Origin of the sequence: Blastopirellula sediminis, assembly GCF_020966755.1 — a bacterium.
In the GTDB taxonomy this organism is placed as follows: Bacteria; Planctomycetota; Planctomycetia; order Pirellulales; family Pirellulaceae; genus Blastopirellula; species Blastopirellula sediminis.
In genome coordinates, this window is sequence record NZ_JAJKFT010000010.1 from 1,389,121 (window position 1) to 1,410,828 (window position 21,708).

Consider the following 21,708-nt stretch of genomic DNA (forward strand, 5'->3'; position numbering starts at 1 on the left):
ATTCATGATCGAAGACGCCGACCAGCGCGACGAGCGACTTGCCGCTTTGATCGATCAACTCACCGCCAAGGTGCAGGCCGGCGAGTCGGTCGATCTCGATCAGGTCACTGCGTCGCATCCCGATCTGGCGAGCGATCTGCGCGAGCTATGGGGCGCGGTCATGTTAGCCGACGCAGTCGCGACGCAGATTCGCAGCGACATCGACATGACGCAAAGCGCCAGCGGTTCGGCTGGTTCGTCGAGCGGTAATCTTTCGCCGCTGGCGCTGCCGGCCGATTTCGGCGACTATTTGTTGCTCGAAGAAATTGGTCGCGGCGGGATGGGGATCGTCTATCGCGCGAAGCAAAAGAGTCTCGATCGGATCGTCGCCGTAAAGATGGTGCTGCGCGATCGTCTTGCTTCGAGCGAAGATCAGGCCCGGTTTCGCAGCGAAGCGGAAGCGGCCGCGCGGATCGAACATCCAACGATCGTGCCGATCTACGAAGTGGGGGAAATCGATCGCCGCTGCTACTTCACCATGAAATACGTGCAGGGGGAAACGCTGTCGGATCGGATTGCCCGCGGACCGATGCCGCCGCGAGAAACGGCGATGCTGCTCAAACAAGTCGCCGACGCGGTGCACTGCGCCCATCAGCAAGGGGTGCTCCACCGCGACCTGAAACCATCAAACATTTTGCTCGACGAATCTGGACGCCCGCTGGTGACCGATTTTGGGTTGGCGAAGCGAACCAGCGACGGCATCGACCTGACGCGAACCGGCGCCATTCTCGGGACGCCGACCTACATGGCGCCGGAACAAGCGGCCGGCAATCGTGGTCGGATCGGACCGGTCAGCGACGTTTATAGCTTGGGGACGATTCTCTACGCGATGCTCACCGGGCGGCCGCCGTTTCAAGGGGATTCACCGGTCGACGTCGTGTTGAAAGTGCTGGAGCAAGACCCTCCGCCGCCGCGCGAGATCAATCCGAAGGTTGATCGCGACTTGGAGATGATCGCACTTCGCTGTTTACAGAAGCCGATTGATTTGCGGTATGGAAGCGCCGACGCTCTTTCCCGCGACTTGAACGCCTATCTGCATGACGAGTCGATTTCGGCCCGCAGCGGTCGGTTCGGGCAGATCGTGTCGCGACTCTTTCGCGAAACGCATCATGCCCAAGTGCTGGAGAACTGGGGCTTGCTTTGGATCTGGCATAGCCTGGTCTTGTTCGCGATGTCGCTGGCGACCTTCGGTCTGCAGTGGATCGGCGACACGACGCGGTGGCATTACGTCTTTATCTGGACGGTGATCGCCGGCGCGTGGGCGTTTATCTTCTGGGGACTGCGGCGAAGAATGGGACCGGTCACTTTCGTCGAACGACAGATCGCCCATGTCTGGGGCGCCGGCATGATCGGCGTCGTTGCGCTCTTTCCCATCGAAGCGGTGATGGGAATGGCCCCGGTCGAACTCTCGCCCATCCTGGCGGTCATCACCGGGATGCTCTTCTTCATCAAGGGAGGGATCCTCACCGGTTGGTTCTACATCCAAGCCGGCATTTTATTCCTGATCGCGATCCCGATGGCGATGTTCCCGCTGTACGCCCATTTGATCTACGGCGTGGTGGCGTCCCTTTGCTTCTTTGTGCCGGGGGTGCAGTACTATCGGCAGCGATTGAGAAGCATGTTGGGGAAGTAAGTTGGCGGCGCTATCGTAGCCCGAGGCGCAAGCCGAGGGAATGCGTATTGTTCCCCGAAATCACGTGCCACACGGTTCCGACGTCGCTAAACTTACGATCGCTCAGTTGTTCGAGCCCATCTGGAGAAACTGCCATGCGTTCGAATGATTCGTCTGGTCCGCCGGCGCCTGATGTGTTGGGCTACTTGCTCACATGGACCGCCTATGGGACGTGGTTGCCTGGCGACAAGCGAGGTTGGACGCAGAGACGACGTGGAGATCAATTACCTGATCAGTCGCGTCATCGAGCTGCCGCCCGAATCATGAAAGAAACCGTCGTGCATTTAGCGCAGCCACAACGAGCTCTTGTTGAACATACGATTCGCGAACATTGCGAGATTCGCGATTGGACCTTGCTTGCGGTCAATTGTCGATCGAATCACGTTCATGTCGTCGTCCATTGCAAGTCCTCGCCACATGAAGTCTTGAGGCAGCTTAAGCAATGGACGACACGTAGATTGAATGAACAATACCAACGCCGCACTTGGTGGTCGGAACGCGGAAGTGGGCGGTATTTGTATGACCAGACTAGCTTAGAATCGGCCGTTGTTTACGTGCGCGATGCGCAGGATCGTAAGTGATGGACGCCGTATTCCCTCGGCTCGCGCCTCGGGCTACGATGGCGCGAACCTTTGAGCATAGGACTTCTACTCCGCCTTAACATCCGGTTGTTCCGCCGTTATCGCCATCACGATTGGGGCGCTCGGGTGCGGGCCTTTCACCAGTTCGATCTCGGCGATTTCTGCGGTTCGCTTCGGCTCGACCTTGATGTACCGAATCTGTTGTCCCCCTTCGAAGGAGAATGCGAACTTCGAGTCAGGGACTTCGACTCTGCGGATGTAATCAGCGAAGTGGAGCCCGTTCTTCAGTTCCACGTCTTCGGTCTTGCCGTCGGCGTAGTGAATGCGGACGATCATCGCCGTCGTCTTCGTGCCGTCGTAGGGCGCTCCCCAGCCGCTAATGCCGCTGAGAAGGTGAATCGCTTTGGCCGGAGCATGCAGCGGCAATGTGACCGAATTCGGCATCGTCGACGGTACCGGTGCGTTCTTGCTCTTCAGCATGACGACGTTCGGCTTGTCGCCGGTCGGATTGACCGGGACGAACGGAACTCCTTCGACCGTCTTCGGCGACCAGTCGCTCAAGCGGAGCGTTTCGGTCGGGTTGTCGGTGCTGTAGAACATTCCCTTGTTGCTGGTGATCGTCGCAACGCGATCCAACGGCAGCGGAACGAACTTGCCTTTGCTGGTCAAAAACTCCAGCAGGTCGGTCAGTTCCTGGCGAGTCATCTGCTTTTCAAAACCGTCCGGCATCAGCGACTTGCGCGACGAGACCAGTTCCTCGATATCTTCGCGAGCCAGCTGGTGCTTCTTCGCTTCGGCGTCGATGATTTCGATCGCGGTTCGCGATTCGCCCGCCAGCATGCCGGTCAACAGCTTGCCGTCGATCGTCATCACGGTGTAAGTGCGGAAGTTCCCTTCGACGCTCCGGCTGGGGTCGATGATGTTGGTCAGCAGTTCCGCCTTCGGGTGAACCGCCATGCCGGTCAGATCCGGACCAACTTCGCTCCCTTCGCCGCTATGCTTGTGGCACTTCGAGCAATGCTTCTTGAACAGCTCCAGGCCATGCTTCGCATCCCCTTTGATTTCGGCGATCGCGAGCAAATCATGCAGCACCGCTTCACGGTCGGCGTTCGGCAGACCGCCGCCCATGGCCAGCAGTTTACGAGCTCGCTCGCGAATCTTGGCGTCGGGGTGATCGGCCAACGCTTGACGCTGGTCGAGTTTCAAGTCATTGAACGCAAGGTCGCCGGCTTCCAGGGCGTTGACCAGGTCGCTGGTCGTCGCAGCCCGCGAGAGCAAGACGCGAATCGCCGCGTCTCGCATCGCCGGAGTCATCGTCGAAGCGGCTTCGGCCAAGGCTTCGCCGGTCGCATCGGCCGTGCTGGCCGACAGAGCCGAAAGGAGCCCTTCGTTCAACTTCGGCGTAGCGTGCGGACCGACCACTTCCAAGATCACGTCGACCGGACGCATGTCGTCAGCCATGAATTCAACCGCCTGGCGAGCGGCGGCGATCCGATCCGCTTCGCTGGCGTCTTCATCTTCGACGACGCTCAGCAGTTGGTCGGCCACTTTGTCGGCGTAAGACTGCAGGTCGACGCCGTTCCAGTTGCCAGCCAGGCGAATCAGAGCCGCCTTGGCGGAAATCGGCGCCTTTTCCACCACGGCGCCGGCGGCGGCAGTGGTGGCCGGGGAGGCGTCAATCTTGTAATCGCGCGGCCAACCTTTGTTCAAACCGCCGATCACGGCGCTCAGGATCGATTCATCCGCATCCTTCAGGCCGGCAAGCAGCGTGTCCAACTGGGCCGCCGTCAATTTGCCGCGCGAGAGATGCTCCGAAACGATCGTGGTAATGCCGATCGCTTTGTCGCCGGGCAACTGATCGTTGGCGGCGATCTGCGGCAGGAAGCCGACCGCATGTCGAGCCGCGGCCGAGGTCAACGCATCCGGAAGCCAACGATCGCTCATCAATTTGGCGTCGGTCGCGAGCTTGGCGAGCGCGGCGCCCGCTTCGCTGTTGGAGGGCATGTCGGATAAGGCCAACAGCGCGGCCAGGCGAACCTGGGCGTCAGCGTCGTTGAGCGTTCCGCTGGCGAGAATCGCCGCAGTCGAAGCGTCGGTCGGCGGCAACACGGCGAGCGCGTTGCGGCGAACGCCCGGCGAACGATGCTTCAGCGCCTTCACCACCGCGTTTTGCGCGGCAGTCTGGCTCGGATCGGCCAACACGCCGAGTCCCTCGAGCGTCCAGAGAGCGTGAATCGCTCCGACGTTCAGGCCGATCGCATCGGTTTCCGGATCGAGCGTCATCTGAATCAACTGCGGCACGACGTCGCGTTGGGCGCGATCGATCAGCAAACGCTGAGCATGCAGGCGCCACTGCATATTCGGGTGCTTGAGCCCAGCGAGCAGGACGCTGGCATCGGCGTCTTTCAGATTGATCGCCGGGTTGGCGTCTTTGTCCGCTTTGTCGTAGGCGACGCGATAGACGCGGCCATGCTTTTTGTCACGCAGGTCCGACTCGTACGCGGCGCCTTTACCGGTCTTGAAGCCGTGCGGCGTCGGGTTGTGCTGCACGATGTAGTTGTACCAGTCAAGGAACCAGACGTTGCCGTCGGGACCAACCTGGGCGACGATCGGCGCAGTCCACTCGTCATCGCTGGCGACCAGGTTCAGCGGGCTAGTCGAATGGAAGTCCGAGCCGTCCGGCGTCATGACGAAGGTCCCGATCAGCTTGCCGGTCGGGCCGCAGACGAAGGCGGTTTTGTTCCACCATTGCTCCGGATAGACGCGAGCGGTGTAAAGATCATGGCCGGCGCCGGCGGTGTAGCCGCCATGCTGGTCGACCTGACGGATCTTGTCGGTAATCGGCTTGAACAGATAGGTGTCGGCGATCGTGCCAAGTCGGCTCGGTCCCCAACCACGCACTTGTTCGTAGTAGCGGTTGGCGATCGGCATGTAGACGCTCGGATTGCGGTTGGCGGTCGAGCCGAAGATGATTCCTTCTTCGCTGATCCCGAGGCCCCAAGTGTTGTTGTCGGTCGAGCGGATGAACTCCAGGTCGGTCACGTTCGGCGGATCTTGATCGTCCAAACGGAAGCGGAAGAAGCCCATGCGGAAGTTCGGCTGCTTTTGGCCGTTGATCACCGGGGCCGAGTCGTTGTACCCCTGCATCCCCCAGATCCAGTTATCCAGACCGTAGTGGAGGTTGCTGACGCCGCCGTGCGTGTCGCCGAGAGTCCAGTTGGTGATGATCGGCTTGCGAACGTCCGCTTTGCCGTCGCCGTTGGTGTCTTTCAGGAAGAGCGTTTCGGTGCCGTTCTGCACGATGGCGCCGCCGCGATACGGCAGGATTGAAGTCGGAATGCTCAGGTTCTCGGCGAAGATCGTATACTTGTCGGCCTTGCCGTCGCCGTCGGTATCTTCGCAGATGCGGATGCGATCGCGACCGCGGTTGTTCGGCTGCAGTTCGTTCGGATAGTCGAGCGTTTCGCAGACCCAGAGACGACCTTGTTCGTCCCAGTTCATCCCGATCGGCTTGCCCCCTAGTTCCGGATCGGCGGCGTAGAGTTCGATCGAGAAGTCGACTGGATTGATCATGTGGGTCATCGAGTCTTTGGCCGGCAGCGGAAGCTGCATCTTGGTCAGCGGATCGGCTTGCACGCCCCAGGTATCGCTGGGAGTGTAGTTCGGGATCTTGGCGCCAACGTCGATGTAGTCGAATTTGGCGGCGTCGGCCGGAACCATCGTCATTTGCGGCGGATCGAACCGCGACGTGTCGTAGAAGTCCGGCACAACGCTCGGATCATGCTTGGTCGCCCAGCGAACGCCTCGTTCGACCAGGTTCAAAAAGCCAGGATTGCCCCAGGTCCGGGCGTCATGTCCCCACGCCGTGTAGAAGACGCGGCCAGCCCCTTGCGTGCGGATCCAGGTCCACGGTTCCTGCGTCTTTCCATCGGCCTGACCCCCTTTCACGCGGTATTCGAGCACGGTTCGGTTTTGCTCATTGTGTCGATGGTGGATGTAGGTTTCGTCCCAGCTTTGGAAGCCGTGGAAGCCTTTCATGATCGGATGGTTCGGCTCGGCGATTACCGTGCTGAAGACTTCGCCCCCATGTTTCTGGAACTGGCCGCCGACCAGATCGACGTAAGCCGGCGAGTTAAGGAAGCAGTAGGTCGCACAGTGGAGCGGGATCAGAGCGCCCCCTTTGGCGACGTAGTCCAGCAGCGCCGCTTCCTGATCGGGCGAGATCTCTTCGATGTTCGCGTAGATCATCAGCCCGTCATAACGGCTGAGCCGTTCTTTGTTGAGGGCGTTGACGTCTTCGGTGTATTCGATGTTAATGCCGCGCTCTTTCATCGCCGGAATCATCTGGGCGGCGCGATCGGCGGGGCGGTGATGTCCCTGGTCGCCGAGGAACAAGATCCGAATCGGCGAATCGTCCGCGGCGCGGGCGAGGGGACTTAACAGCGAGAGGAACAACAAAGAGGCGGCGAGCAATCGAATCACGGCGAAACTCCGGCCTGAACGCCTGCCGCAGAGTCGACAGGCGCTTGGGTGAAGGGAAATTATCAATAGAACCGCAGCACGCTGGCCAACTAGGCGAGCGTGAAGTCAGGCAGGCGAACGATCTCGCCTCCCTGTTTGGTCGACTGATGAGCACACAAACCGACGCAGGTCCAGTTGGCGCTGATCACGGCGTTCGGCCACGGATCGCGATCTTCGGCCAGGGCGCTGGCGAACTCATGGGCCAGGTGCGGGTGCGATCCGCCATGGCCGGCGCCTTGAATGAACGACAAGTGTTCGACGTCTTGAATCGCGGTGGTGAACTTCTGGATCTCGGCCGGCAAACGGCTGGCGAAATCGGGCACCGTGATCCGCTGGGCGATTTCGTGCTCCGGCTTTTTCGCCGTGTGGAGCACATGCTCTTCCCCTTCGATCAGCGCCCACTCAAAGCTCTTCTTGGCGCCGTAGACGTCGAAGCTTTCGCGATACTGGCGAGCCGTGTCGAACAGGAACCGCCAGATGTGGGCGGCGACCGGGCTATCTTTCAGCTTGATGTGGCAGGACTCGACGGCGTACTGATTGCCCGACTTCTCGGCGAGTTCCGGAGAAATCACGCCAGAGCCGAAGCAGCTAACGTACTCAGCGCGGCTGTTCATGAGTCCCAGCACCGGACTGACGACGTGCGTCGCATAGTGCATCGGGATCATCCGTTCCCAGTATTCGGGCCAACCTTCCATGTCCTGCGGATGCGAGGCGGCCATATATTGAATATCGCCCAGTTCACCCTTCTCGTACAGGTCTTTGATGAAGAGAAATTCGCGGCTGTAGACGACCGTTTCGGCCATCATGTATTTCAAACCAGTCTCAGCGACTTTCTCCACAATCTGGCGGCACTCTTCGATGGTCGTCGCCATCGGCACGGTGCACATGACGTGCTTGCCGGCGTCGAGCGCCTTGAGCGACATCCAGCCGTGATCCGGAATCGGCGAATTGATATGGACGAAGTCGACGTTCGGGTCGGCCAGCACCTCGTCGTAGGTGGTGTACCGCTTTTCGATTTCAAAGGCGTCGGCGATTTTGTGCATTTCCGCTTCGTTTCGCCGGCAGACCCCGTACATGTTGACTTGCGGGTGACACTTGTAGATCGGAATGAACTCGGAGCCGAAACCGAGACCCACAATCACCACATTGAACTGTTTCGTACTCATCGAATTATCCTTCGGGCGAGAAGATGCATGGAGGTGCAGCGCACGGTGCAAGCGACTGCCTGCTTCCCGTTCTTATAACCTGACTTCTAGCGCACATGAAAGCCAGGAGAAAACGCGAACGCGATCGGAGGAATTTTACATAAGGCGAGCAGTATCTGCAATTTTCTGTCTACAATGGAGGCAACTCCGCCGCTCCTCTTTTCGGTAAACGTTCGCACATGAAACGCCGCAAGACCGTCGCCCTGTTGATTGAAACGTCCAATGCGTACGCGCGTGGGCTTTTGGAAGGGATTATCTCGTATGTGCACGAGCATCAGCCCTGGTCGATTTATCTGCCGGAGCAAGAGCGCGGCGCGTCGCCGCCGGCGTGGTTAAAAAGTTGGCGCGGAGACGGCGCAATCGTCCGCATCGAGACTCCGCAAATCGCGGCCGTTGTGAAAAAGCTTAAGATGCCGGTCGTTGACGTCAGCGCGGCGCAATTGGTGCCCGGCGTGCCGTGGGTCGAAACCGATGACGGCCAGATTGCACGTGCCGCCGCCGATCATTTGCTAGAGCGCGGCTTTCGCGAATTCGCCTTCTGCGGCGAACCTCACTTCAATTGGTCGAAGTGGCGCGAAGAGAATTTTGTCGAACGTTTGAAAGAGGCGAAGCGCCGCTGTCACATCTTCGAATCGACGTCGCGCGATAGCGAGGCCTATTCGTGGACGCGCGAGAAGCGACGCATGGCGCAGTGGCTGCACAAGCTGCCGAAGCCGGTCGGGCTGATGGCTTGTTACGACATCAAAGCGCAGCAAGTCCTCGACATCTGCCGCGAACTGGAAATCGCCGTGCCGGAACAAGTGGCGGTGATCGGCGTCGATAACGATCGCTTGCTCTGCGATCTTTGTTCGCCGCCGCTCTCGAGCGTGATTCCCGACACGCGCACGACCGGTTACGAAGCGGCGCGGTTGCTCGATCGTCAAATGAACGGCGAGAACGTCGCCGACGAAGGAATCTTCATTCCGCCGCTCGGCATCGCGACGCGCCAATCTTCCGACGTGATGGCGACCGAAGATCCGATCATCGCCCGCGCGATGCAGTTCATTCGCGAACATGCGTGCGACGGCGTCAACGTGCAAGACGTGTTGACGGTCGTTCCGTTGTCGCGGCGCGTTTTGGAATATCGCTTCAAAGAAGCGGCCGGCAAGACGCCGCACGAAGCGCTGGTGCAAGTTCGTCTCGATCGCGTGCGTCAATTGCTCCGCGACACGCAACTCTCGATGGCCGACATCGCCGACCGAACCGGCTTTGAACATGTCGAGTACATGAGCTCGGCATTTCGTAAGAAGACCGGCATGTCCCCATCCGAATATCGCCGCCAGGTACAGCCGAAGTAGGAAATCTTGGCTTAAGATCGTTGAATCGTTCGCTCGTTAGGCGGATAATCTGGCGGAAATCTTCTATTTCCGCATCCGCAACTGACAGGCGAATCTATGAGCGACGATTGGGACTTCTTTCCGCTGTTGGTCGATGATGAGCCTGCTTCGATCCTGGTCGACCTGGGTTTGGTTGAAGAGGCGCCGATCGCCGGGCTGACGCAGATGACCTATCTGCGACTCTACATGCGCAGCCCGCGCGAGGACGGGCTTTCGAGCCAAGAAGAATACGAGCGTCTTTGCGAAGTGGAAGATGCGTTGTCCGCCGCGATCGAAGATTCGGAGGACGTCCTTTACGTCGGCCGCAACACCTCCGGCGGTTGTCGCGATTTCTATTATTACGCCGCCAGCGGAACGGCCGCCGAAAGCCAACTGTCGCAAGCGATGGTTCCTTTCACGGAATACGAATTCGAAACCGGCGTCCAGGATGACGACGATTGGTCGATCTATTTTGAATTCCTCTATCCCGATCCGCGGCAGATGCAGTTCATTCAAAACGGACGCGTGCTGGCGAGTCTCGAAGAAGCGGGGGACAAGAGCGAGATCGAGCGTGAAGTGACCCACTGGATCTATTTCCCGTCGGCCGACAAGCGGGCGGCGTTCGTTACCTTGGCGACGGCCGAAGGATTTGAAGTGGCGGAGCAGCAGGACGACGGGGAAGGGGAATGCCCCTTCGCGCTGATGATGCGTCATGTTACTGCGGTCGACTATTCGTCGATCAACAACGCTGTGCTTGTGCTGTTTGATCTGGCTGGAGAGTGCGAAGGAGAATACGCCGGCTGGGAGACGAGCGTCGAACAAGGGGAATAGCGGCCGATAAGCCGTGGAGGGGGGCTTTTCTATATTCGCCTGCGCGCATATAGTTAGTGAAGCATGAAAACCATTCCCCAAACGCTGAATCCTGAGCTGGCTTTCCGCGCCTTGTCGGATCCGACAAGACTGCGGATTCTGCATTTGCTGCGCAAGGGAGAGCTGTGCGTTTGCGATTTGGTCAACGTGCTCGACGTGCCGCAGCCGACGGCTTCGCGACATTTGGCCTACCTGAAAAAGTCAGGCTTGGTCGCGGCTCGCAAGGAAGGGTTGTGGCAATACTACCGGCTGATTCCGCCGGTCAGCAAGTTTCATAAGTCGCTGCTGAAGTGCGTCGCCGATAGCGTTGAGCTATCGCCGCAACTGCAGGCCGATCAAGACTATTTGTCGTCCTGCGGCCAAGGCGACTGTTGCGGTTAGCGTGATCTCACGCAGGTCGCGACATTTTTTTAACCATTAAATTCGCGTAAGCGAATGTAGTAGTTTTTAAGAAGGCGAAGGAGATGTCCGTGAAACGCGTTCTAGTGCTGTGCACCGGCAACTCTTGCCGCTCGCAAATGGCCGAGGCTCTGTTCGAGTCGCTCAGCGAAGGGGAGTGGCAATCCGAGTCGGCCGGCTCCAAGCCGTCCGGCTACGTTCATCCCCTCGCGGTTCGGGCGATGGCGGAGCTCGACGTCGACATCTCGGCCAACGAGAGCAAGCATGTCGAACTGTTCGCCGATCAACCGTTCGACCTGGTCGTGACCGTTTGCGACAACGCGAAAGAGGCCTGTCCGGTATTCCCCGGCGCGAAGCTGACGCTTCACTGGCCGTTTGACGATCCGGCCGATGCGACCGGCGACGACGAAGAAAAGATGGTCATGTTCCGCCGCGTACGGGACGAGATCAAAACGAAGATCGCATCCTACTTGCCGACCGCCTAGCCTGACTTACGGAGAAGCCCCATGTCCAACGAACAAATCAACGCAATCAAATCAAACTACGGCGCCGTCGCAACCAGCGGCTTGTCGAGCGAGCATGCCGGCGTCAAAGCGGTCGCCGCCGCGTTCGGTTACACCGAGGAAGAGCTCAGCTCGATCCCGGCTGGCGCCAACATGGGTTTGTCGTGCGGCAATCCGACCGCGACCGCCAATCTGCGCGAGGGAGAGACGGTCGTCGATCTTGGTTGCGGCGGCGGTCTCGACGTCTTCTTGGCGGCGGCCAAAGTCGGCCCGACCGGCAAGTCGATCGGCATCGACATGACGCAGCAGATGATCGATCTGGCTCGCAAGAATTTGGCCAACAGCGATCTGCCGGTGGAGAACGTCGAGTTTCACCTGGCGACGATCGACGATATGCCGTTGGCCAATATCAGCGCCGACTGCGTGATCAGCAACTGCGTTATCAATCTGGCTCCGGACAAGTCGGCCGTCTTTCGCGAGATCGCCCGCATCTTGAAGCCAGGCGGCCGCGTCGCCGTCAGCGACATCGCGCTGAAGAAGCCGCTGCCGGAAGAGCTGGCGACTGATATCTCGGCCTTGGTCGGCTGCATCGCCGGCGCGATTCCGATCGAAGAGTATCGCCAAGGGTTGCTCGACGCGGGATTCGCCGCGGTCGAAGTGATTGACGACGGCGCCGATCTGAACGCCTACGCCAAAGTCGAAAACCAGTCAGGTTGCTGCTCACCTACCATGAGCGACGACCCGCTGGCGATCATCGACAGCGGCTGCTGCACGCCTTCCAATGAGCCTGGCATTCATGAACGCCTGGCGGAACTGCTGAAGAAGTACGACGTGAACGACTACGCAGCGAGCGTGAAGGTTTACGCGGTAAAGCCGTAGAAACGTGGTCGCATTGTGGCGGTTTTTCGCAGGATTCCGCCTGTAGCGATTTGACTTGCCGCGTCCGTGTGACAGGCTTCCCAATGGGCAACTGTCACTTTTCAGGACGCGCAAATCTCATGTCTTATCTCATCTTGTTCTGTGCTCTCGTAGGCATCGGCTGTTACTTGGACTGGGACGTCATGCTAACTGCCGGGGTCACTTTCGGCGGGTTGGCCGTTTGGTTCTTGCTCTTGAACCGCCGGATCGCGATTCCGAAGTAACGCGCTGTTGATCATCTCCACGGTATCTTGATCGCCGCGCATCGTCGCTTCTTCGATGGCGGTGCGGCCGGTGATTTCGCTGCGCGGGTTGGGCTCTTTGACGCCTGCGTCGAGGAGCAGCTTCACAATCTCCTTTCGCCCCTGACGTGCGGCGAACCAGATCGCCGTATCGCCGGAGGGATCGACCGCGTCGACGTTGGCGCCTTTGTCGATCAGATACTTGGCGATCTCCGGCGTGTTGGCCATCATCAGCAGGGTATGTCCCTCTTTGTCGACGTAGTTCACGTCGAAGCCGCGATAGACGAGTCCTTCGAGTTCCTCCAGTTTGCCGGTCGAAGCGGCGTTCACCGCGCGGCGTTCGCGGTCCCCTCGTTCCTCGCTGTTGTTTTGATTCGCCCAGATCACGCCGAAGATCACCGCATGCACGATCGCCAGAAAGATGATCGCGCCGACGATGTTGCTGATCACTTTGCCGAACGCGCCGGATGCGATCTCGGCGGCGGTTCCCTTGATCAACCGATTAGGAGTCATCGTCCCCGGCGGAGGCAACAAGCCGCGACTGACCTCGTCGTAGATGCCGATCGCGCAGACTTCAGCGCCGACCGGTACGCGTTTCTCTTTCAATCGCGGAACGACGAGCTCCGGACTGTATCCTTCCGGCAGCACTTCTTCGTCTTCATCCTCTTCGTCGTCGTAGTCTTCCTCTTCTTCTTCCTGGCGAATCTCGGCGTCCCACTGGGCCAGCTTTTGCAGGTTGCCGTCCTTGTCGCGGGGGAAGAGATCGTCGGCGGTTAGCTTGCCGAGACGCATGTTCTTCTCGACGTGTCCATCTTCGTCCGACCAGACTTCGCCGAAGACGCTCAGCAGGCTCACGAGCTTCATGCCAGAGCGATCTTCGAACTCGGTGTTGCGGAGAAAGTTGGCGGCGTTTTGGGCGGCGTCGTAGCCGTGCACAAACTGTTCTTCAAAGCCTTCGAGCGAAGGAAAGCCGAATATCCGCACGTCGCCGCGCGGTCCGCGAATGACGCAAGGGACCATCAGGAAACCGGCGAAGTCGGAGCCTTGCGTTTCCTGTTCGGGCATGTCGGCCGGGCCGCGGCTCATCAGGTCGTATTCGCAGACCACGCATTCTTCGCCGCTGAAGGGGGCGATCAGCGGATCACTCACTGGATGGATCGTCCCGCTGACCGCGACTACCTTGCCGTCTTCCAGTGGATCTTGGCGGTCGATGTCGCCGATGCGAGCCGAGTCGCGCCACGCCGTCCAGGCGTTTTGCAATGCGCCGAGGCAAAAGAAGACGACTAGCCCGGCGATCGCAGCGCCGATGATATTGCCAGGCCATTCAAAGACTTGATTGAGCCAGTAAAAGTAGCCGCAAATCAGGCCTGCCAGCAGCAGCAAGGCCAACACGCATCCGCGCAACATCGGTCGGGTGACTCAAGTAAGAGGGAACGGGCGAAGCGGCGGACGTCGCCGATCAGCCCGATTCGTGACAATGTAGTTGGGCGAAAGTCGATAATCTACCAAGGCGCCTCTTTCGCGCGACGCCGGTGGCGAATTAAGGCAGTTACTTGGCGCCGGCTTCTTTCAGCAGCTTGACCAGCTTCCCTTGGCCGCACAGTTCCGCTTCCTCCAGCGGCGTTCGCCCCGAGTTGGGACTTATCGCCTCGAGGTCAGCGCCGGCGTCAATCAGCTCTTTTACCTGGGCGGCGTTACCCATTTGGATCGCGTGACCTAGCGCTTTGCTGCGCTGCGCCCCATCGCTCGTGTCGATAAACGGGGCGTCGTATTCGTCCCAGGATGGGCTTACGACGCCGTTGCGGTAAAAGAATTCCGGGTGGTGCTTTTTGATCAATGGATGCGGCGTGTGCTCATAAAAAAAGCTGGGGTACATTCCAGGATAGGAGAACGGCTGTAATGCGATCTTTGTCGATGGCGTAAAGCTGAAGCAAAGCCACGAATCGTCTGGTGCGACAGGCGATGGCGCGGGATCGAAGGAGTTGTCCAGTATCGGCATGTCGTTGAGCGCCACCAATTGTTTGTCGTCATAAACAAAGGGATCGAACCTTGGCAGAGGCGAAAGTGCTGCGGCGCTGGTTGGTGCAACTGCCGTGTAAGTCGGCGGTGAAACTGGAATCGGCAACCCCGTGGCGAAGCAGAACTGGGCGACTTCATCATGCGAATGGAGACGTGCCCAGTTCCAGGTGAACAAAGTTGCCGGGATGCCCAGGGCCGCAAAGACGACGGCGATCATGGTCCGCCGCCAAGCAAAATCACCACTGGGCGAATCGGGCTCTTCCTGTGGCGAATCAGGCCGCTCGCTCTTATCCCTCCAGGCGATTTGCAGAACGCCCGACCAAAAGACGATGGTCAACGTCACTAGGGCAATCCCTGTCAGGCTGTCCCACCGAAAGTTGCTGGGACGAAGTCGCCAGAAGTAGAACCCGGCCTGGGCGGCCGCGACGGCGAATAGGCAGAGCAGGGTGCGCATCATGGTCTCCGAAGTAGCGGGCACGCGCGGTTCGGCATGGCGACAAAGCTGGTAACCGTAATTCTCTCCCTCCGCGGGAGTTCGGTCCAGGCTTTTGTCTCCGCGGCCAGGTGTCGCAATTTCGTCTCGAAACGCGAGAGTGGAAGTCAAAGTGACATCTGCTAGCTGAAGCGATAGGCGTTTAATCGGCCTCAGATGGAAGGATGGATAAGATTTAGGGGCTGTTTTCCGGTTTTTCGGCCCCGTTCCAGATTTGGCACACCTCTCGCCATATACGTCTCCCAACTTCCCCCCAAGTTCGGAGACTTTACGATGCTCGCCTTTCAATCCAGCCTGATTTTCGCCGGTTTCATCTTCTCGATGGTCGCTCTGACGTTCGCTTTGCGTCCGGTCAAAAAGACGACTCCGTTCGGCGTCTAAAACTTGCCAATCTTCGGGTGACGCCAAATCGGAGGGCGCCCCGAGATTGCTCGGCCAATTCTTCCGTGAAAATGTCGACAGGTTCATTAACCACAAAAGCGCTATGGTTGACCCTGTTTGGTTATGAATCGATAATCCGGCTTTTACCGCACCATGACGCCTCGACTCAGTCGGATTTAGTCGATGAAAATTCACGAATACCAGGCGAAGCAGCTTCTCCGCGACGCAGGCGTCGCCGTCCCGCGTAACATCGTCGCTAAGACGCCCGAAGAGGCGGCCAAGGCGTACGAAGAGCTCGGCGGCAAAATTGCCGTCGTCAAAGCCCAGATCCATGCCGGCGGACGCGGCAAGGGGACGGTGAAAGACAATCCCGATCAACGGGGCGTCGTGTTGGTCAAATCGGCCGACGAAGCCAAAGCGGTCGCCGCGGCCCTGCTCGGCAAAGAGCTGATCACCATCCAGACCGGTCCCGAAGGGAAGCAGGTCAATCAGGTGCTCGTCGAAGAAGGTTGCGACATCGCCCGTGAGCTGTACATGGGGATCGTGCTCGATCGAGCCGTCGCCAAGCCGGTGCTGATGATGTCGACCGAAGGTGGTACCGAGATCGAAGAGGTCGCCGCCCACAGCCCCGAAAAGATTCTGAAAGAACATTTCGACCCCAGCCGCGGCCCGGATGCGTTCCAGGTTCGCAAGCTTTGCAAGAAGCTGGGTCTGGAAGGCGCCACGATCAAGAGCGCCATGAAGTTCATCAGCGGCCTCTGCAAGGTTTACGTCGAAACCGACTGCAGCCTGCTCGAGATCAACCCGCTGGTCATCACCGGCAGCGGCGACATGATCGCGCTCGACTGCAAGATGAACTTCGACTCGAACGGCCTCTTCCGTCATCCGGAAATCGTCGCGCTCCGCGACCTTTCCGAAGAAGAGCCGGCCGAAGTCAAAGCGGCCGACACCGGTCTGAGCTACGTCAAGCTGGAAGGGAATATCGGCTGCCTGGTTAACGGCGCCGGTCTGGCGATGGCCACCATGGACATCATCAAACTGCACGGCGGTCAGCCGTCGAACTTCCTGGACGTCGGCGGCGGCGCCAACGTCGATCAAGTGACCGAAGCGTTCCGCATTCTGCTGGACGACAAGAACGTGAAAGCGGTCTTGGTCAACATTTTCGGCGGGATCATGCGTTGCACCACGATCGCCAATGCGGTGGTCGAAGCGTACAAGAGCGTCGGCTTCAACGTGCCGCTGGTCGTTCGCTTGGAAGGTACCGAAGTCGAACAGGGACGTAAGATCCTGTCCGAATCGGGGATCCCGATCATCATCGGCGACGGTTTGACCGACGCCGCCAAGAAGGTGGTCGCCGCGGTCGCCTAAGCGTCCGACGGCTCCGACGCTAGCCCGCAGCGCAAGCAAGGGAATGCGGCCGCAAGCGAAAGCTTTCCGCCGCTCCGCTTTCAATGCGAAAACTGCTGGGTCTCGACCCAGCCTACGAAGATACGAAAACACCCTTAGGCGAATACATAACCGGAAGAAGCTGTTCCAATGAGCATCCTGATCAACAAAGATACGAAGGTCATTTGCCAAGGGATCACCGGCCGCGTCGGCGGCTTCCATACCAAGGGATGCCTCGAGTACGGCACCAAGATGGTCGGCGGCGTGACGCCGGGCAAAGGTGGCGCTGAAGTCGAAGGCTTGCCGGTTTGGGACACCGTCGAAGAAGCGGTCGCCGCGACCGGTTGCGACGCCACGATGATTTTCGTTCCGCCGGCTGGTACCGCGGACGCGATCCTCGAAGCGCTCGACGCCGGGATCAAAGTGATCATCGCGATCACCGAAGGGGTTCCGGTTCTCGATATGGTTCCGGTTTACGAAAAGGTGCGAGCCTCGAACTCGGTTCTGATCGGTCCGAACTGCCCCGGCGTGATCACGCCGGAAGAATGCAAGATCGGCATCATGCCGGGTTACATTCATAAGAAGGGCCCGGTCGGCGTGATGAGCCGCAGCGGTACCTTGACCTACGAAGCGGTCTGGCAGCTGACGAGCCTGGGCCTTGGCCAGTCGACCTGCGTTGGTCTCGGCGGCGACCCGATCGTCGGCACGTCGTTCATCGACCTGCTGAAGATGTTCCAGGCCGACGGCGAAACCGAAGCGATCATGATGATGGGCGAAATCGGCGGTACCGCCGAAGAAGAAGCGGCCGAATTCATCAAAGCCAACGTCGACAAGCCGGTCGCCGCGTTCATCGCCGGTCGTACCGCTCCTCCTGGCAAACGGATGGGTCACGCCGGTGCGATCATCTCGGGCGGTAAGGGTACCGCCGATGAGAAGTTCGCCGCGCTGCGTGCCGCCGGCGTCGAAATCGCCGAAAGCCCGGCCGACATGGGTACCGCGCTGAAGCGGGCGATCGACAAACGGAAGTAAGCGGCTGCCGCTGCTCCAATCTGAACCAGCAAACGGGTCTCGCAAGAGACCCGTTTTTTTCTGCGCATGGGGGGAAACCATTTTCGACTTCGGGAATTACCTAAAAAGTATTTCTTTGTCGGAAATTTGCTTGAGTGCAAAAATCCGCCCACAAATTGAGAATAAACGCGTTTGCGGGCCCTAACGCGGCGTCGCCGTTTCGCCGGTAAAAAAGCGTATGTCGATGGCAAATATCTCATTCCGACTGCTCCGGCAGCGACCTACGATCGTGCTTTGTCCACAATATTTCATCTTTATTATTTGGAGTGGCAAGGTATGTCCAAGACGCGGTCCGCTTTTACGTTGGTCGAATTGCTGGTGGTGATCGCCATCATCGGCGTCCTCATCGCGCTCCTCTTGCCGGCAGTGCAGCAAGCTCGCGAAGCGGCCCGACGGATGTCGTGCGGCAACAATCTGAAGCAGCTTGGCATCGCGATGCACAACTACCACGACACCTATAAAAAGTTTCCGCCTGGTTACTTCCAGACGCTCGGTTACGAAGTTCGGCCGTTCAATACCTCGGGCCATCAAATGCGTTACTGCTACGCTCGCAGCATTCTGCCGTTCATGGAACAGCAGGCGCTGTGGGAACTGCTCGACGCTGGCCAAAAGCTGAACACCCCGTCGTGGCAGATTCCCGGCATTACCGAAGTCGTTCCTGGCTACATGTGCCCGTCCGATCCGGCCGGTCCCAAGGTGAGCAAGGAAGGGTTCGGCGGCAACTATCTCGGCTTCCATGGCGACTCCCGTTATTACGATCAGGGGGGCAGCGCCGACGAACGGATGAACGGCATGTTCTGCGCCTTGTCGAAGATCCGCATGGGCGACGTCACCGACGGGACCAGCAACACGATGCTGATGGGCGAAATCAACCTGGTTCCGGAAGGAGGCCTCGACGTTTCGGTGACCGATCGCCGCGGCATGTACAACATGTGCTACACCGGCAACGCGACGATCTCGGCCAACGTTACGCCGAACTCGCTGACCCCGGACGTGCAGGAATCGGGACGCTTTGTGAACACCGACTACGCTCCGGCCGTCAGCGCCGGCTCCGGCGGCGTTTACGCGACTTACGCTCGCAGCCATCATCCCGGCGGCGTGCAAGTGGTGCTGGTCGACGCGTCGGTTCGCTTTGTGCCGGAAACGATCGACTCCGTCATTTGGAAAGGGGCTGCAACCCGCAGCGGCGGCGAAATCACGCCGCAGTGGTAAGCGGAGCGGCTAGACCTTCTTTCTCCTTTCCTTTTGCGTGGTAAAGATCATGAACAGCAAATTTCTCGCGGCGACGCTGGTGGGCGTCGCCATTTTGGCGGCAGTCGGTTGCAGCAAAGCAGGGGACGGACGCGAGCGGTTTCCGATCTCGGGAACAGTCAACTTCCAGGGGTCGCCGCTTCCGGAAGGAAAGCTGGTGCTGCTGCCGGCCGACGGCGAAGTGAACGCCGGACCGACCCAAGTGGTGATGATCGAGCAAGGCGCCTTCGACGGCGAATCGACGCCGGGGCTGAAGCGGGTCGAGTTTTACGCCAGCTGGCCGAACGGCAAAATGATCACGCTCGAAAACGGCTCGCAGGTCGAAGACACCGCCACGTTGCCGCCGTCTTGCAACGTCCACAGCAAGTACGAGCTGGACGTCCAGCGAGCCCCGAACGAAGGCATCGTTTGGGACTTGAAGTAGGCTCCGACTAGCCCGCAGCGCAAGCAAGGGAATGCGGTCGAGCGGAAAAAAATGGGACCGGACCCTCGCGCATTTTTTTTCGGTACCCAATCGGCGGTCCCAATTGCCGTCCAGTTCGCCTCTCGAATCAAATCGTGCCGATGAGTGGACTGGACCGTGGCGCGATTTTTTTGCGGCGCCACCCAATTCACATCCAATCGGACCGATGGGTAAGACCGGACCGCTGCTGCAAATTTTCAAAGATCGGACCATCCGGCAGGGATGCCGGCCGGGGGCGCTTCTTCGCGCGGTTGGCGCCTGAGAGCAGACGCCTAGATTCTTTCCTGCGTGCAATCGACCCGAAGTCCGTGCGCTTTGTCAATGGAAAAAGATGAGACGGTCCATCGTAGCCCGAGGCGCGAGCCGAGGGATTGTGCGTTCCATTTCCATCACCCTCTCCAATCGATCGGTTCGTCCTCTATTTTTTGTTCTTCGAAACCGATCTCGATTCTCCCAACACAATCCCTCGGCTCGCGCCTCGGGCTACTATTGGAGGTGGCGCTGTGGAGGTTGCTGTATGCCTGATGGCGGCGTCCAACTTCGAAATTCGCTTCTTTCGCTGCGCCGCTCCTCTAGTACGTCAGACCATAGCGACCGGCGTATTCCGCCATGAGCGACGACTGGAACCAATCGTCGAAGTTGGCGTATTTGCGCCGAGGCGAATAGCGATGCGCGTGATCGGCTTGATAGATTTCGCCGGAGGGATCCAGGAAGGTAAACCCTGCGAGTCCGGAGTGAATGACGACCAGGTCCGGGGACAAACCGCGGCGCCGCATCTCGGTCGTTTTGGAGTAGGCCGATTCCCCGGTGACGAGGTCGACGGCCGGGGTGAAGAAGTCCTCCGTCTCGAAGAGGGTTCCTGATCCGAATTGGCTCCAGATGGCGCGAATTCGGAGCGGAACTGGAAAGTCGAGCTCGCGCTCAAAGCGGTCGATTTCGGCGGCGGTCGATGGTCTGCCGCAGCTAACGAGATCGGGTCGGGCGGCGACGAATTCTTCGATCGTCATGCTGCCGCCCTTCGGTTTAGAACAGCTCGTGGATCAGCTCGCCACCTTTGACCAAAGCCAGCGGTTGGTCTTGGTCGGTGACGTATTCTTCGTGCGGGTCCATCCCCAGGATTTTGCAGAAGGTGACGAACAGATCCTGCACGCCGACCGGGCGCTCGCTGACGTGAACGCCATCTTTGTCGGTTGCGCCGATGACCTGGCCGGTTTTGACGCCGCCGCCAGAGAGACACGTGATCCAGCCGTCCGAATAGTGCTCACGGCCGCCGTCTGGTTTGAACTTCGGCGTTCGACCGAACTCGCCCATCCAGACGACCAGCGTATCTTCGAGCATGCCGCGCTGCTCAAGATCACGCAGCAAGGTGGCGTAGGCCTGATCGATTTCGCCGGCCAGGTGCGGGTTCTCTTTCCAGCCGTTCTTGTGCGTGTCCCAACCTTGATCGCTGGTCGAGCCGGTGCTGAAGACCTCGATGAAACTGGCGCCACGTTCGACCAGGCGGCGAGCCAGCAAACAGCCTTGGCCGAAGTTGGTCCGCGTGTACTGATCGCGGAGCTGGTCCGGTTCGTCGTCGAGCTTGAAGACGTCGAGCTTCGGGCTGAGGACGAAGCGGCTAGTCCGCTGATAGATCTCTTCTTTTTCGTGGACGCGATTGGCGCCGCCGGTCGACGCGAACTGCTGATCAAACTTGGCCGAAAGAGCCAAGCGGCGCTGCAGTCGCTGCGGATCGACGGTCGGAATCACGTCGGGGGGCAGTTCGCCGGCGACGTCGATTTTGAACGAGTCGTAGCGGGGACCAAGAACGCCGGCGTCGACGTCGCGGGTTTTGATCCGCGGAGCGCCAATGCGGACGAACGCCGGGAGGGCGTAGCTCGAATCCCAGCGATCGCGGGCGACAACCGAGCCCCAAGTGGGATAGGGGATCGACGGGTTGATCGGGTAGCCGGTCCGGACCAGTTTGATCGCGCGGAAGTGATCGCGCTCGGTGCTGTGCATCGACCGAATCAACGCGATCTTGTCCATCACCTGGGCGGTGTGCGGCATGTGTTCCGAGATGCGGACGCCGGGCAAGTTGGTGGCGATGTCGCCGGAGGGGCCTTGGTTCGGCGAGCCGATCTTCGGATTGAACGTTTCAAACTGGCTGGGGCCGCCGTCCATCCAGAGGAGGATCATCGACTTGCCGCGCTTACGCAATTCGTCGGCCTGGGCGATCATCATGTCGCGCCACGAGAGAGCGATCGTGCCGCCGACGGCGCCGGCGCAGAGCTGCTTGAGAAACCCGCGACGATGCGAGACGCCGTCTCGGCCGGCATGCAAATTCCAAAACGGCTGAATCATGA

Annotated in this window: 17 protein-coding genes; 11 read left to right on the forward strand and 6 right to left on the reverse strand. The window is 59.5% G+C overall.

Going from position 1 to position 21,708, the window contains the following annotated elements; translation table 11 throughout:
• The first annotated feature begins 4 nt into the window (after positions 1 to 4).
• Both LOC68_RS17315 and LOC68_RS17320 read left to right on the forward strand, forming a co-directional pair.
• A complete protein-coding gene (locus LOC68_RS17315; RefSeq protein WP_230221052.1) occupies positions 5 to 1,672 on the forward strand; it encodes a serine/threonine-protein kinase in 1,668 nt (555 codons plus the stop codon).
• Positions 1,673 to 1,974: 302 nt separating this feature from the next.
• Positions 1,975 to 2,292, forward strand: a complete 318-nt coding sequence (locus LOC68_RS17320; RefSeq protein WP_230225160.1) for a transposase — start codon at positions 1,975 to 1,977, stop codon at positions 2,290 to 2,292.
• A 66-nt stretch (positions 2,293 to 2,358) separates the two neighbouring features.
• Here LOC68_RS17320 and LOC68_RS17325 read toward each other — a convergent pair whose 3' ends face one another.
• Together LOC68_RS17325 and LOC68_RS17330 are read right to left on the reverse strand one after the other, a co-directional pair.
• Positions 2,359 to 6,774, reverse strand: coding sequence for a PVC-type heme-binding CxxCH protein (locus tag LOC68_RS17325; RefSeq protein WP_230221054.1), 4,416 nt, complete (start codon positions 6,772 to 6,774; stop codon positions 2,359 to 2,361).
• 89 nt (positions 6,775 to 6,863) lie between these two features.
• Positions 6,864 to 7,979: a Gfo/Idh/MocA family protein gene (locus LOC68_RS17330; protein WP_230221056.1), complete on the reverse strand. Its 1,116-nt coding sequence runs from the start codon at positions 7,977 to 7,979 to the stop codon at positions 6,864 to 6,866.
• Positions 7,980 to 8,197: 218 nt separating this feature from the next.
• On the opposite strand from LOC68_RS17330, the gene LOC68_RS17335 reads away from it, so the two are divergent.
• The 5 genes from LOC68_RS17335 to arsM all read left to right on the forward strand — a co-directional run bounded on the left by LOC68_RS17335 (position 8,198) and on the right by arsM (position 12,024).
• Positions 8,198 to 9,355 (forward strand): AraC family transcriptional regulator, encoded by a 1,158-nt coding sequence (locus LOC68_RS17335; RefSeq protein ID WP_230221058.1) that lies wholly within the window; start codon positions 8,198 to 8,200, stop codon positions 9,353 to 9,355.
• A gap of 96 nt (positions 9,356 to 9,451) precedes the next feature.
• The gene (locus LOC68_RS17340; protein ID WP_230221059.1) at positions 9,452 to 10,204 is read left to right on the forward strand and encodes a DUF695 domain-containing protein; all 753 of its coding nucleotides are present in this window, start codon (positions 9,452 to 9,454) and stop codon (positions 10,202 to 10,204) included.
• A gap of 63 nt (positions 10,205 to 10,267) precedes the next feature.
• Complete coding sequence (locus tag LOC68_RS17345) at positions 10,268 to 10,624, forward strand: ArsR/SmtB family transcription factor (RefSeq protein WP_230221061.1); 357 nt, start codon at positions 10,268 to 10,270, stop codon at positions 10,622 to 10,624.
• A gap of 83 nt (positions 10,625 to 10,707) precedes the next feature.
• Complete coding sequence (locus tag LOC68_RS17350; protein WP_230221063.1) at positions 10,708 to 11,127, forward strand: arsenate reductase ArsC; 420 nt, start codon at positions 10,708 to 10,710, stop codon at positions 11,125 to 11,127.
• 21 nt (positions 11,128 to 11,148) lie between these two features.
• Complete coding sequence (arsM, locus tag LOC68_RS17355) at positions 11,149 to 12,024, forward strand: arsenite methyltransferase (protein WP_230221065.1); 876 nt, start codon at positions 11,149 to 11,151, stop codon at positions 12,022 to 12,024.
• A gap of 185 nt (positions 12,025 to 12,209) precedes the next feature.
• Here arsM and LOC68_RS17360 read toward each other — a convergent pair whose 3' ends face one another.
• Both LOC68_RS17360 and LOC68_RS17365 read right to left on the reverse strand, forming a co-directional pair.
• The gene (locus LOC68_RS17360; protein WP_230221067.1) at positions 12,210 to 13,712 is read right to left on the reverse strand and encodes an ankyrin repeat domain-containing protein; all 1,503 of its coding nucleotides are present in this window, start codon (positions 13,710 to 13,712) and stop codon (positions 12,210 to 12,212) included.
• A gap of 142 nt (positions 13,713 to 13,854) precedes the next feature.
• The gene (locus tag LOC68_RS17365) at positions 13,855 to 14,781 is read right to left on the reverse strand and encodes an ankyrin repeat domain-containing protein (protein WP_230221069.1); all 927 of its coding nucleotides are present in this window, start codon (positions 14,779 to 14,781) and stop codon (positions 13,855 to 13,857) included.
• 600 nt (positions 14,782 to 15,381) lie between these two features.
• On the opposite strand from LOC68_RS17365, the gene sucC reads away from it, so the two are divergent.
• The 4 genes from sucC to LOC68_RS17385 all read left to right on the forward strand — a co-directional run bounded on the left by sucC (position 15,382) and on the right by LOC68_RS17385 (position 19,327).
• A complete protein-coding gene (gene sucC, locus LOC68_RS17370; RefSeq protein ID WP_230221070.1) occupies positions 15,382 to 16,566 on the forward strand; it encodes an ADP-forming succinate--CoA ligase subunit beta in 1,185 nt (394 codons plus the stop codon).
• A 168-nt stretch (positions 16,567 to 16,734) separates the two neighbouring features.
• Positions 16,735 to 17,613, forward strand: coding sequence for a succinate--CoA ligase subunit alpha (sucD, locus tag LOC68_RS17375; RefSeq protein ID WP_230221072.1), 879 nt, complete (start codon positions 16,735 to 16,737; stop codon positions 17,611 to 17,613).
• Positions 17,614 to 17,928: 315 nt separating this feature from the next.
• Positions 17,929 to 18,864 (forward strand): DUF1559 domain-containing protein, encoded by a 936-nt coding sequence (locus tag LOC68_RS17380; protein ID WP_230221074.1) that lies wholly within the window; start codon positions 17,929 to 17,931, stop codon positions 18,862 to 18,864.
• A 49-nt stretch (positions 18,865 to 18,913) separates the two neighbouring features.
• On the forward strand, positions 18,914 to 19,327 hold the full coding sequence (locus LOC68_RS17385; RefSeq protein ID WP_230221075.1) for a hypothetical protein: 414 nt from the start codon (positions 18,914 to 18,916) through the stop codon (positions 19,325 to 19,327).
• A 611-nt stretch (positions 19,328 to 19,938) separates the two neighbouring features.
• Here the strand turns inward: LOC68_RS17385 and LOC68_RS17390 are convergent.
• Together LOC68_RS17390 and LOC68_RS17395 are read right to left on the reverse strand one after the other, a co-directional pair.
• Complete coding sequence (locus LOC68_RS17390) at positions 19,939 to 20,373, reverse strand: SMI1/KNR4 family protein (RefSeq protein ID WP_230221077.1); 435 nt, start codon at positions 20,371 to 20,373, stop codon at positions 19,939 to 19,941.
• A gap of 16 nt (positions 20,374 to 20,389) precedes the next feature.
• Positions 20,390 to 21,706 carry a DUF1501 domain-containing protein gene (locus LOC68_RS17395; RefSeq protein ID WP_230221079.1) on the reverse strand — a complete coding sequence of 439 codons (1,317 nt, stop codon included), beginning with the start codon at positions 21,704 to 21,706 and terminating at the stop codon, positions 20,390 to 20,392.
• Between the last annotated feature and the right edge of the window lie 2 nt (positions 21,707 to 21,708).